Source organism: Mesorhizobium sp. WSM4307 (genome assembly GCF_007003945.1).
Taxonomy (GTDB): Bacteria; Pseudomonadota; Alphaproteobacteria; order Rhizobiales; family Rhizobiaceae; genus Mesorhizobium.
In genome coordinates this window covers 166602-178978 of the sequence record NZ_VFTB01000005.1, presented here as the reverse complement: position 1 = coordinate 178978, position 12377 = coordinate 166602, and the positions used below count along the sequence as shown (strand labels likewise).

The window sequence follows — 12377 nt, the reverse complement described above, 5'->3', positions numbered from 1 at the left end:
GTCGGGAGCATTGCCAAGAAGCAACGCAAGCTTCATGCCAGACGACGGGGCCTGTCGGCCCCTCGCCGCCAGCCATCCGGCAATACTCCCGAAAGATGGGCATTATGCGGCTTCTTCCTGGCGTTCATGCGACCGGACGAACTCCTGAAGCATCGCGAAAACCGGGCCTTTCATGTCGTTGCGCGCCAGCGCAAAAGCGATGTTGGCCTGGATGAAGCCTTCCTTGGACCCGCAGTCGAACATGCGTCCCAGGAAAGGCTGGGCAAAGAACGGCTGGTCCTTCGACAGGCGGACCATGGCGTCCGTCAGCTGGATCTCGTTGCCGGCGCCACGCTGCTGATTGCCCAGCAGCGCGAAGATCTCGGGCTGCAGGATATAGCGGCCGTTGATGTAGAAATTTGACGGCGCGTCGGCCGGGGCCGGCTTTTCGACCATCGCTGTGACTTCGAAGCCGCCGCCGATTTCGGCACCGCGGCCGACAATGCCGTATTTGTTGGTCTCGCTCGGATCGCAGCGTTCGACGGCGATGACATTGCCGCCGGTGCGCTCATAGAGGTCGACGGTTTCGGCAAGACAACCGCGCCCGCCGAAGGAGACCATGTCCGGCAAAAGCAGGGCGAAGGGCTCGTTGCCGATGACCTCGCGGGCGCACCAGACGGCGTGACCGAGACCTTGCGGCGACTGCTGGCGGATGAAGGAGGTGGCGCCGGCCACAGGCAGCATGCTTTCGAGCGCCTCCAGCTGGGTCTTCTTGCCGGTCTGCTCCAGGGTTCCGATCAATTCCGGATGCAGGTCGAAATAGTCTTCGATGACCGCCTTGTTGCGGCCGGTCACGAACACGATGTGCTCGATGCCGGCTTCGAAGGCCTCGTCCACCGCATATTGCACGACAGGCCTGTCGACCACCGGAAGCATTTCCTTCGGCATCGACTTGGTCGCCGGCAGGAACCGTGTTCCAAGCCCCGCCACCGGTATCACGGCCTTCCTGATTTTCTTCATCGCAAATTCCTTCTGAGGAGATCGACTTCAATCCATTCACAGGCCACGAAAAATCCCTTCATGTGCCTGCATCTTCACCTCCCCGCCCCCACGGCAAATTGTGCCGCTACTCGTCGCAACCGCACGGCGATCGGCATGCCCATATGCCTGACCGCCGCCGGGTCGCTGAGCGCCGTCCGGATCGCTTTGAGCGGGGACCGCGCCTTGATGTGCTGGACCATCGCCAGGAAGGAGGCTGCCTTGCGCAGGCTGCGGCCGCGCCGGGCAAAGGCCGCCTGGGCCGCCTCGTCCATCCGATGGGTTTGAGCGAATACGGCATCCGCCTTGCGCATCGCTTCTACATGGTGAAGCTCGAGCACACGCGAGATGGAGCCACTGCGAATATGGTAGGCGTAGCCGATCTCCGGCTCGACCACGCATCTGCCGCCCTTGGCGAGCGCCTCGGCAAACAGGATGTAGTCTTCGCCGATCCTCAGTTTCTCGTCATAGCGAAGCCGGTTTTCGTCCAGGAACCGGCGCTGGAAGATCGGCTTGAGGTAGCCGAGGTTGAACTTCGATTCGAAGACGACGTTGCCGGCGATGTAGGTGGCAAGCGAAATCTCGCGCAGGCCTTCCAGATAACGCCTTGGGAACATCGCATCCTCGACGACGCCGTCCTCGCGGATGACCTGGAGATTGTCGACGGCGATCTGGGCATCCGCTTTTTCGGCACGGCCGATCATGGCGGCGATACGGCCAGGGAAGACGGCATCGTCGGAATCGAGCACCGCGACCCACCTGCCGCGGGCGACGTCGAGTCCGGCATTTCGGGCGCCGCCGGGACCGCGATTCCTGGCAAGCGCGACGACGCGCACAATGTCTTGCGGATAGGCCCGCGCCACATCGAGCGTGGCATCGCGCGACTGGTCGTCGAGGACGATGATCTCGACGCTGACACCCTTCTGCGCCATGGCGCTGGCAATCGCGCGGTCGAGCGTCGCCTCTGCATTGTAGGCGGCGATGACAAAGGAAACATCCGGAGCGAAGGAAACGTCAGGCTGCACGCTTGCCTCCTTCCGGGGATGACGATTGGCCGTAGAGCCGGAGTTCGCGGACGCCGACAAGGCCGCTGACGACGCCGACATGCATGATGCCGCGCAGCACGCTGCGGTTCCTGCGCACCGGGCTGGCGACCACGGGAAGGGCCGCGGCGAAACAAAAGGCTGCCTTTGCGGCGGCAAGGCCGACATGCTTGATCAGCCCGATGCCGCGCGCATTGCTGCCCAAGAGGTGACCATGCGTCTGGCCGACGCGAAAACGGCGGCGGCCGAGCCAATCGAACGCGGCCCTTGAGCGCGGCACCACCTCGTCCACCCAGGCCTCTCGAGCGAAGGCGATGCGGCCGCCGACCTTGACCATCTGATCGAAGAGTTCGGTGTCCTCGCCGCCGGTCTGGCCGCGCGCCAGGCTGAAGCGACGGCCGCGCAGGCTGTCCGACCGCATGCGCAGCAGGACGTTGCAGGTGTAGCCGGTGCGGATCTCGCCGCGCACCCAGACCGGCAAGGTCGAATGGAAATCGCCCCGGCGCATCCATTCGGGTGCATCCGGACGGTAGAGCGCCCGCACCGGACCGAGCACGGCTGTTGCACCACTGTCCTCGGCCGTCGCCACCAACTCGGCCAGCCAACGGGCGGAGGCAGTCTCATCGTCGTCGATGAAGGCGAGGAAATCCGCCTCGCTGGCATCGAGGCAAGCGTTGCGGGCGACCGAAATGTTGCGCGCCGGGGCGTGCCGGTAGCGGACCGCCAGCGCCAATTCCTGCGACAGCGCCGTCACCAATGCCTGCGCGCTCGGCGTGTCGTCATTGTCGGCGACAATGACGCCGATGTCGAAGCCTTCGGGCATCTCCATGGCGGCAAGCGAACGCAGCGTGTCGGCCAGCTCCGGCCGGCGGAACGTGCACACGCCGATGTCGATGCTGCGGTTCTTGGCCTGAGCCACCATCACGCCACCCCGCGTCGCGCGCCGAGGCCGAGAAGCTGCAGCCAGAAGCCGACGGACCAGCCGAAATGCATGACCATGGCCGAAACGCCGGCCAGTGCGATGTCGGCATTGCGCTGGCGAATGGCCGTCACCAGGCCATAGCCGAGGCAGACCGAAGCCCAGATCAGCAGCGGCACAGCCGCGATCCAGTGCACGAAGGAGAAGGCCGCCAGAAGAACCACCGGGAAGACCGCCAGTGGCACCATCTGCCGGACCTTCGGGATGACGCGGTGCTTCAACACATTTTTGGCGCGGCCGCGGCCATAGCCGAGATACTGGAAATAGAGGCCTTTGAGCGAGGCGCGCGGATAGTAGACCATCTGCGTCTTGCCGCTCATCCAGATTCTGTAGCCGGCCTGCCGCAGCCGGTAGTCGAGCTCGGCATCCTCATTGTGGCTGAAGCTCTCGTCATAGCCGCCGACAGCGCCGAAGGCCGATATCCGCATCAGCGCGTGATGGCCGTGGTCGACCCATTCTCCGGCCGAGAGGTGACGATGCTTGGAACCACCGGTGCCGAGTTTCGAATTCTGCGCCGCCGCAACCGACTTCTGCACGGCGCCGCTGCCGCTGGTCAGCATCGAAACCACGACCGAATCGGCTGATGTGGCCAGCGCTTCCTCAAGCAGCCGGTCGCAGTAATCGTCGGGATAGCCGCCATGCGCGTCGATGCGGATGAGATATTCCGCACCTTCGCCAAAAGTGCCGACGGCGAGATTGATCGCTGCGCTCTGGATGCGCCGCCTGTTGTGAAGCAGGACAACGCGCGGGTCCTTCGCGGCGATCTGCTCGACAATGGCCAGCGTGCCGTCGGTGCTGCCGCCATCGGCAACGACGATCCGGGCGCCAAGCCTTGCCGCCGCCGGGCAAAGCTGGCCGAGCAGCGCGCTGATATGGGCTGCCTCGTTCAGGCAAGGGATCACGATCAGGCTGGAGGGAAGCGCTTGCGTCATCGGGCGATCCTATGCCGGGGCTTCAGTCGCGAGGGACTCGCGCACGGTGGTCAGGCGGCGCAGTTTTTCGACCAGCGCGCTGCAGTCGCTGCGATCGTAGCTCCACGTCCTCGGATTGCGGGCAAGCACGCGCGCCTTCAGTCTGCCGAAGCGCTGCTCCTCCATCGTGCCGAGTGCGGTTTCGAGCGCCTCGGGCGTCGCCTGGGGCAGCAGGATGCCGACGTCCTGCTGGCTGAGGAACCGTCCGGTTTCCGTATGGCCCATCGAGATCGGCACCGCCCCGAAGCGGCAGCCTTCATAGAGGCGGTTGGGCAGCAGCCATTCCGAATTCTGTCCCTCCTCGAAGAAATCGATCGCCCAGGAGAAATGCACGTCCTGGTAGATCGCCGCCATGTCCTCCGGATTGCGGTAGGGTCCACGAAACGACAGATAAGGTTCGGCATCGACGAAGGCGTGGAAATCGGGGAATTCGGAAAGCGCCGGACGGCCGCGCAGCACGATTTCGAAACGTCCATCCATGCGGCGGGTGAAATCAGCCAGAAGCTTGAGCGAGCGGCGGCAGCGCAGCGCTCCGAACCAGCCGATTCGCCAAGGCGGGGCGGCAGGCGCTTCGACCGTTTCACGCGCGCCGGGCAGGATCGCCGCTGCCTCGAAATATTTGTTCTCGATCAGTTCGACAGGTGCGGCGACCTGGCGGAAGGGCTTGAAATAATTGGCGATGAAGGCGGGCGAACTGGTCACCAGCAGCTTCACGTCGCGCGCCAGATGGCGCTCGGTGGCGCGCAGCGCCTTGCCGAAGATGTCGTCGCGAAGCACCAGGCGGTGGATGTCGAGGCATTCATAGACAATCGGCACCGTGGCGCCGAAGGCCGACCTGGCGCGGCGCGCCAGTGCCAGCATTTCCAGATTGCGCGCGATGATGAGATCGGGCCGCGGCGCGCCCTTCAGCTTCGAGCCTATCGAAACCGCTGCTTTCGCCACCGCCGCCAGGCGCTGGGCGAATCGGCCGTCGCGCGTCGCGCCAAGGTCGACCGGCTGCAATCCCTCGATGTCGGCAATCGGGGTCGCGGTGCGGCGAAAGCCCGCCAGAGTGACCCGGGCACCGCCTGTCCTGAGCATTGTGATCCGTCGGCGAACCGCCGGATCGGAAACATCGTGCACCAGGTACAAGACATGCAGCATGAAAACTCGACCGCTGTTTGACCCCACCCACAAGGATGCTAGTACAGCTCTTGCTGCATCGCAACATTTTTGGCGCGGCAATGGACATTTTCTGTTGCACTGCAAAATTATTGCCGTAGTTTGGGGATGGCGGCGGTCGTGGATTTTCAGGGTTCGGAAATCCGCGCAAAAAATCAGGAATCCTGAATTTGGAAGCCAACCCATTCGATCCGCCGGAAGGCTCGCTGCGTAAATCGGTCGGGCGCGGCGCGGTGGTGACCGCCATGTCGCAATCGGTGCGGGTCGCGACGCAGATCATATCCGTCATCGTGCTGTCGCGGCTCTTGTCGCCGCAGGATTTCGGCGTCGTGGCGATGTGCGCGCCGGTGCTGGCCTTCATCGCGCTGTTCCAGGATTTCGGCCTGACCCAGGCGACGATCCAGAAATCGGGCATCCGCCATGAGGAGGTGAACTACCTCTTCTGGATCAATGTCGCGGTCAGTGCCATCCTGGCCTGCGTGCTCGCGGGTGCGGCACCGCTGGTCGCCGCCTTCTACGGTGAGCCGCGCGTGGCCGGGCTGGTCGCCGCGTTCGGGCTGCAGATCATGGCCTATGGGCTCGGCGCCCAGCATCTGGCGCTTTTGACACGACGCATGCAGTTCGGGCGCCTGGCGGTCATCGACGTCGCCAGCGCGGTTGCCGGGCTGGTGGTGTCGATCGCCTGGACCTTCATCGACCGCTCCTACTGGGCGCTGTTTGCCGGCACGCTGACCGGCGCGGTGCTGCCGACGCTGTGCTACTGGGCAAGCTCGCGCTGGCGGCCAGGCCTGCCGCGCAAGGTCGCCGGCATCGGCGAGTTGATCAATTTCGGCGCCGGCATCACCGGCTTCAACTTCGCCAATTTCTTCGCCCGCAACCTCGACAATGTGCTGATCGGCAAATACTGGGGCGAGCAGCAACTCGGCCTCTACGACCGCGCCTACAAGCTGCTTCTGTTCCCGCTCAGCCAGATCACCAATCCGCTGTCGAAGGTCATGGTGCCGGCGCTGTCCAGGCTGAAAGACGAGCCGGACCGCTACCGCAGCGCCTATCTGCGCGTCATGCCGCTGATCCTTTTGGTGGCGCTGCCCGGCGTCGCCTTCGCCACCGCAATGTCGGATGTGCTGATCCCCTTCGTGCTCGGCGAACAGTGGCGCGCAAGCGCCTCGATCTTCCTGGCGCTCGGCTTTGCCGGGCTGCTGCAGCCGCTCAACAACCCGGCGGGCTGGCTTTTCGTCAGCCAGGGCCGCTCCGGCGACTTCATGCGCTGGGGCATCATCACCGCCGTGACCTCGGTGCTCGCCTTCGCGCTCGGCCTGCCCTATGGCGCGCTCGGCGTGGCGATAGCCTATGCGGTCAGCGAATATCTGCGCACGCCGTTCCTGTGGCTCTATGTCGGCAAGAGCGGACCGCTGCGGGCCAGCCATGTGCTGCGCGCGGCAACGCCATTCGTGCTCGGCGCGCATCTGGCACTGGCGGCGGTCTGGCTGATCAAGCCGATGCTGCCGCAGCAGCATGTCGTCGCCCTGGCCAGCGGCGCCATGCTTGCCTACCTCATCACCATTGTCGTCGCGCTGGCCTTCGCATCCGGCCGCGAGGCCTTGCGCGAGGCCCTGAAGATGCTGCCGGCACGACAGCCGGCGGCAACGCCGCGCGAGGCGCAATAATTTCGGCGCCTTTGCCAGCTACCCAATATCCACACGAACATCAGGTCTGATGCATGCACTACCGATCGATCTCCGACATGAACGACACGATTGTCGGCAACCTTCACCGGCTGCCGCGCGACATCGACCTGGTGGTCGGCGTGCCCAGAAGCGGCGTGCTGGCGGCGACGCTGGTCAGCCTTGCGGCGAACATTCCGATGACCGATCTGGATTCCTTCCTGGACGGCCGGGTCTATACGTCCGGCATCACCAAGCGGCGCGCCGCGCTCGACCGCAAGGTCTCGGACATGCGCAAGGTGCTGGTGATCGACGACAGCATCGCCGGCGGCAACGCCATGCGCGATGCCCGTGCCCGTATCGAGGCTGCCGGCATAGAGGGTGATTTCATCTATGCCGCGGTATTCGGCCTGGAGCCGAAGCATCGGGAAACCGACGTCGTCTTCGAAGTCGTGCCGCATCCGCGCATGTTCCAGTGGAATTTCATGCATCACAAATTCCTGGCGCAATGCTGCGTCGACATTGACGGCGTATTGTGCCTCGATCCGACCGAAGCGGAAAACGACGATGGTCCGGCCTATGAGAAATTCCTCAGCGAAGCGCGGCCGCTTCATGCCCCGACCCACCGGATCGGCTGGCTGGTCACCAGCCGGCTGGAGAAATACCGTGCGCTGACCGAGGCGTGGCTGGCCAAGAATGGGATCGTGTACGACCAACTGATCATGCTCGACCTGCCGAGCAAGGCGGAGCGCCAGCGGCTCGGCGCGCATGGCAGTTTCAAGGCTGATTTCTACCGCAAATCCAACGCTATCCTGTTCATCGAAAGCGAGCATGCGCAGGCGCTGAAGATCACGGAGCTGTCGGGCAAGCCGGTGCTGTGCGTCGAAACCCATATGGTGAGCTTCCCCGATGCGCTGTCGCTGCCGGCGCTCGGCCAAGCCGCGCGCAATCTGCCGGCAAGGCTGCGGCAGATCAACTCGCAGCAAGGCCGTAAGGGCGCCGCCAAGGCCCTGGCCCGTGCCCTGCTCGGCGCCCGCGGCTACGAGACGCTGAAAAGCCGGGTCAAGCGCCCGGCCTGATCGGCTGGCTTTCTGAGCGCCGGCTACGCCGCCTGGCGCGCCCGCTGCTGAACCGCCCTGTCCAGGATAGAGAAGAAGGTGACGAACTGGCGGTCCGGATCGAGCTCCGGACGCGCCGCGAAGCCGCGCGCCAGGTTTGAAACCCGTTCATATTCCTTGTTATCGTTCCACAGCTGCCTGACAGCCGCGACCCAGTCGATGAGCGGAGCATCGTAGTCGAGTACCGTGCCGCCGGGGCCGATGGCTTCGGGCAGGCCACCACGCCGCGAACCGACGACCGGGATGCCGCTGCAATGGGCCTCGGACGCGACTCGGCCCCAGGCCTCCTCCCATTTCGAGGGCGCAAGCAGGATCCTGGTGCGGCCATAGACCGTCTTCATGTCGTTGGTGCGGCTCTCCAGCGTGACGTTGCCGAGCGGCGCGATCGTCTCCTCGATGCGCGCGCGGTGGTCGTCGTCCAGCTTCCAGCTTTCGACGAACAGGAACGGGATTTCCGGGCAGGCGCCGGCGATGCGGACCGCCAGTTCGAAGCCCTTTTCCTCATAGGGGTTGATCAGCGTGACGAACTGGCCCGTGGTCGGCGTGCTGTACTGCGTCGGGTTGATGGTCGGCGGGATCACTGTCGCCTCGATGCCGAATTCCCGCTTGTAGGTGCGCGCGGTGAACTCCGAATTGGCGATGTAGAGCGCGGAACCCAGTTCGCGCAAATCGCCGCCCAACTCGTGGAACTCGACATTTCTGAGATAGACGACCAGCGGCACGCCCTCGGCCTTCAGCGCTTTGCCGAGGGGCACCGATTTGTGGCACTGAACCACCGCCACGTCCGGCCTCAGTTTCTTGACGGCAAAACCGGCTGCTTGCCAGGGAAACCACGCCCGGATCACCGGGTAGCCGGGAAAACTGTCGACGACCGCAGGCTGGCGCAACAGCTTCATCTTGGCACGCGCCTTCAGGCCGAAGACGCCGTCGCCGAAGAGGGCGGCAAGCACCGCGGCCTCATGTCCGTGCTCGATCAGCTGTTCGGCCAGATGATGCGTGCTCGACTGAACGCCGCCGCTGAACTCCGGCGGGTAGCCGTTGCCGCCTGCAAAAAGAACTTTCATGGTCGTGGCTCCTGTCTTTTCGCCGTGTCGAAAGCGCCTCACGCGCTCTTTGGCGGGTCAAGCGTCGCGAACGGATTGGTACATGAGTGCCATCCGGTGAACCGGATCGGATCGTCAGGCGAACTGCGCCAGGCGTAGTCCGTCAGCATATGGAATTCGGCGATGACCCAGCGGTCGAAATGTACCAGATCTTCCCGCTTTTCATGGGGCAGCAGACGGCGGACGGCGCCCAGTTTGAGCTCCTCGGCCAGAGTGACTGCGTCGCTCAATTTCTCGCTCGGAAAGATCCAGGGATTGCGGTTGCGGAACTCCAGCACGAACTGCTGCAGGTGCTCGATGCGCATATTCAGCCTGCCGAGATATTTTTCGAGCGTGACGCGAACCAGATCCTCGTCCGAAAACGAGGAGACGGCGGCGTAGGCAACGCCCGTCGAGGCAACGCCACCCGCCAGGATGGCCAGTGCGGAACGCCGTGTGACTTCGATCATCGGGCCGCTCCTCTCACGCGATCCGGCTCGCCGCCCGCAGGGACAAAGCCGCCGCGGTCAGGCTTGGGTTGGCGCAGGAGCAGCTCGGATAGGTGCTGGTTCCGACGACAACCAGGTTTCTCAACCGGTGATGGATCATGTTGCTGTCGATCACCGAATCAGCCGGGCCGGTACCCATCCTCAGCGTACCCTGGACATGCGATTCCGTTGGCCGGATGCCGCGGTCGAAGAGCCGCTCGACCGGCAGCGGGGCAAGCAGCGCCGGCAATTTGTCCAGCGCCCGGGCCATGCCCTTGACCGCATAGTCCGACGGTGCCTTGAAGGAGACGAAGGCATTGTCGTCCTTGTCGAGGGTGACGAAATTCTCGTGATCGAGCAGGTTTTCGGTGACCACGACCAGCGGCAGCGTCTGGCGCAACCGCCCCTGCTCGGCGCGCATCCCGTGCTGCCAGCGGTTTTCGAAATAGACCAGTGCCGCCGCATGCTCGGACCGGTGCGGACCGTCATAGAGGCCAAAATTCAGGCCGGTGGTGATGGTGCTGCCGTCGAAATTGTCGACGCCGTCGAGATAGACCTCGAAATTCCAGCCATAGGATTCATGCAGGCCGCGCCCGACGAATTCGTCTCCCAGGCCGGAGCGCAGCATGATCGCCGCGCTCTGGATGGCGTTGGCGCCGAGAATGAAAAGGTCGCCGCTGACCTGATACTCCTTGCCGTCATGAACGAAGGTGACCGAACGGACCGCGCCGCCGACCTGATCGAGCCTGCGCACTTCCGCACCGAGGCAGACCGAAACGTCGGGATGCTCGAAGACATGCATCAGGCCATTGTTGGCGGTGAATTTCGCGTCGACCGGGCACAGCCAGCAGCGCAGATTGGCACAGCACGAGGTGCGCTGCGCGGTCGGGACCCGGGCGCGAGCGGTCGGCATGACGAAATGCTGGCCGGGCTGGGCCACCTTCATCATCTTGTCCGGCGTCGACATGCGATGCGGCGGCTGCGGAAACGGTTTCGAGCGCGGCAGCATCGCCGCCATGTCGGGATCGCCGGAGATCGACATGATCTCTTCGGCATCGCAGTAGAATGGCTCGACGTCGTCATAGCTGATCGGCCAGTCATTGCCGACGCCATAGGTGCTTTTCAGCCTGAAGTCATTGGGATGGAACCTCGGCGTCTGGGCGAACCAGCAGTTGGTCCCGCCACCCAGTCCGATCGTGTAATTCCACGGCTTGTCGGAGTTGGTCTTGTATGTCGACTCGTCGTCGATGTCGGTGTTGGCGTTCTGGGCGAGCTGCCATTCATGCGTGTTGTGCCGACCCCATTCCAGGATCAGGATGCGCGCCTTACGCCGCATGGCGAATTCGTGCAGGAAGAAGGTCGAACCGAAACCGGAACCGATCGCGATGAGATCGAAATGATCCTTGGTGATTTGCTCTGGCTTTACGTCCAGCACCATCAGCCGCAACTCCTTTCCGCGCCGGGCGCGTATGCCAAATTCCGCTTGCTTCCCGCGGTCGCTCTCATGCCGCCATTCTGCCGATCGAGTGATATTCGATGCCGTGGCGCGCCACGACCTTGGGGTCATAGAGATTGCGGCCGTCGAAGATGACCGGCGTGGTCAGCGCGTCCTTCAACGCGTCGAAGGACGGGGCGCGAAAGCTCTTCCATTCGGTGGCGATGAGCAGCGCATCGGCGCCGCGCAAGGCCGCTTCCTTGGTGCCGCACAGCAGCAGGTCGTCGCGCAGGCCGTAAATGGCCTGGCATTCCTGCATCGCCTCCGGATCATAAGCCTGTACGGTCGCGCCGGCCTTCCACAGCGCTTCCATCAGGACGCGCGCCGGTGCCTCGCGCATGTCGTCGGTGTTGGGCTTGAAGGCCAGGCCCCACAGCGCAAAGGTCTTGCCCTTGAGACTGCCCTTGAAATAGCGGTTCACCTTGTCGAACAGCACGGATTTCTGGTCATTGTTGCGCTCCTCGACGGCGCGCAGCAGCTTGGCGTCGAACTTGACGCCCTCGGCGGTCTTGATCAGGGCGCGGACGTCCTTGGGAAAGCACGAGCCGCCATAGCCGAGACCCGGATAGATGAAGTGGTAGCCGATGCGCGGATCGCTGCCGATGCCCTTGCGTACCTCCTCGATGTCGGCGCCGAGCTGCTCGGCCAGATTGGCCATCTCGTTCATGAAGCTGATCTTGGTGGCCAGCATGCAGTTGGCGGCGTATTTCGTGAATTCGGCGCTGCGCACGTCCATCACGATCATCTTTTCGTGGTTGCGGTTGAAGGGCGCGTAAAGCTCACGCATCACCACCTCGGTCTCCTCGCTCGAGGTGCCGACGATGATACGGTCGGGCTTCATGCAATCGGCGACGGCCGAGCCTTCCTTGAGGAATTCGGGATTGGAGGCGACGTCGAAGGCAAGATCCTCACGCCCTCTCTTCTTCAGCGTCTCGGCGATCCTGGCTTTCACCTTTTCGCAGGTACCGACCGGCACGGTCGACTTGCCGACGACGATCTTGGCGCTATCCATCTCGCGGCCGATGGTCTCGGCGACCGCCAGCACGTATTTGAGGTCGGCCGAGCCGTCCTCGCCGGGCGGCGTGCCGACCGCGATCATCTGGATTTCACCGTGCCGGACGGCGGCGGCGGCATCGGTGGTGAATTTGATGCGGCCGGCGGCATGATTCTCCCTGACGATGCTTTCGAGGCCTGGCTCGAAGATCGGGACGAAGCCCTGGTTGAGGCGCTCCACCTTGCTTTCGTCGATGTCGACGCAAACCACCTGGTGGCCAACCTCGGCAAGCACCGCCGCCTGCACGAGGCCGACATAGCCAATTCCAAACACCGTCAAGTTCATTCGGTTTCATTCCCATCCAT

11 protein-coding genes are annotated in these 12377 nt (G+C 63.8%); 2 read left to right on the top strand and 9 right to left on the bottom strand.

What is annotated here, in order from left to right; translation table 11 throughout:
• Nucleotides 1–102: 102 nt before the first annotated feature.
• The 5 genes from FJV83_RS13560 to FJV83_RS13540 all read right to left on the bottom strand — a co-directional run bounded on the left by FJV83_RS13560 (nt 103) and on the right by FJV83_RS13540 (nt 5153).
• On the bottom strand, nt 103–999 hold the full coding sequence (locus FJV83_RS13560; protein ID WP_142876226.1) for a UTP--glucose-1-phosphate uridylyltransferase: 897 nt from the start codon (nt 997–999) through the stop codon (nt 103–105).
• A gap of 74 nt (nt 1000–1073) precedes the next feature.
• A complete protein-coding gene (locus FJV83_RS13555) occupies nt 1074–2042 on the bottom strand; it encodes a glycosyltransferase family 2 protein (RefSeq protein WP_142886144.1) in 969 nt (322 codons plus the stop codon).
• Complete coding sequence (locus FJV83_RS13550; RefSeq protein WP_142886143.1) at nt 2032–2982, bottom strand: glycosyltransferase family 2 protein; 951 nt, start codon at nt 2980–2982, stop codon at nt 2032–2034. The genes FJV83_RS13555 and FJV83_RS13550 overlap by 11 nt, the downstream gene beginning before the upstream one ends.
• The gene (locus FJV83_RS13545) at nt 2982–3971 is read right to left on the bottom strand and encodes a glycosyltransferase family 2 protein (protein ID WP_095771655.1); all 990 of its coding nucleotides are present in this window, start codon (nt 3969–3971) and stop codon (nt 2982–2984) included. The genes FJV83_RS13550 and FJV83_RS13545 overlap by 1 nt, the downstream gene beginning before the upstream one ends.
• Nucleotides 3972–3980: 9 nt before the next feature.
• Nucleotides 3981–5153, bottom strand: a complete 1173-nt coding sequence (locus tag FJV83_RS13540) for a glycosyltransferase family 4 protein (protein WP_142886142.1) — start codon at nt 5151–5153, stop codon at nt 3981–3983.
• A gap of 188 nt (nt 5154–5341) precedes the next feature.
• On the opposite strand from FJV83_RS13540, the gene FJV83_RS13535 reads away from it, so the two are divergent.
• Both FJV83_RS13535 and FJV83_RS13530 read left to right on the top strand, forming a co-directional pair.
• On the top strand, nt 5342–6838 hold the full coding sequence (locus FJV83_RS13535; RefSeq protein ID WP_095771653.1) for a lipopolysaccharide biosynthesis protein: 1497 nt from the start codon (nt 5342–5344) through the stop codon (nt 6836–6838).
• Between the two features lie 53 nt (nt 6839–6891).
• Nucleotides 6892–7914 carry a phosphoribosyltransferase family protein gene (locus FJV83_RS13530; protein ID WP_095771652.1) on the top strand — a complete coding sequence of 341 codons (1023 nt, stop codon included), beginning with the start codon at nt 6892–6894 and terminating at the stop codon, nt 7912–7914.
• A gap of 23 nt (nt 7915–7937) precedes the next feature.
• On the opposite strand, the gene FJV83_RS13525 is transcribed toward FJV83_RS13530, so the two are convergent.
• The 4 genes from FJV83_RS13525 to FJV83_RS13510 all read right to left on the bottom strand — a co-directional run bounded on the left by FJV83_RS13525 (nt 7938) and on the right by FJV83_RS13510 (nt 12357).
• Complete coding sequence (locus tag FJV83_RS13525; RefSeq protein WP_142886141.1) at nt 7938–9017, bottom strand: glycosyltransferase; 1080 nt, start codon at nt 9015–9017, stop codon at nt 7938–7940.
• A gap of 38 nt (nt 9018–9055) precedes the next feature.
• Entirely contained in the window at nt 9056–9505 is a 450-nt protein-coding gene (locus FJV83_RS13520) for a hypothetical protein (protein WP_095771650.1), read from the bottom strand.
• A gap of 13 nt (nt 9506–9518) precedes the next feature.
• Nucleotides 9519–10961, bottom strand: a complete 1443-nt coding sequence (locus tag FJV83_RS13515; RefSeq protein WP_095771943.1) for a GMC family oxidoreductase — start codon at nt 10959–10961, stop codon at nt 9519–9521.
• Nucleotides 10962–11025: 64 nt separating this feature from the next.
• Nucleotides 11026–12357 (bottom strand): UDP-glucose/GDP-mannose dehydrogenase family protein, encoded by a 1332-nt coding sequence (locus FJV83_RS13510; RefSeq protein WP_095771649.1) that lies wholly within the window; start codon nt 12355–12357, stop codon nt 11026–11028.
• Between the last annotated feature and the right edge of the window lie 20 nt (nt 12358–12377).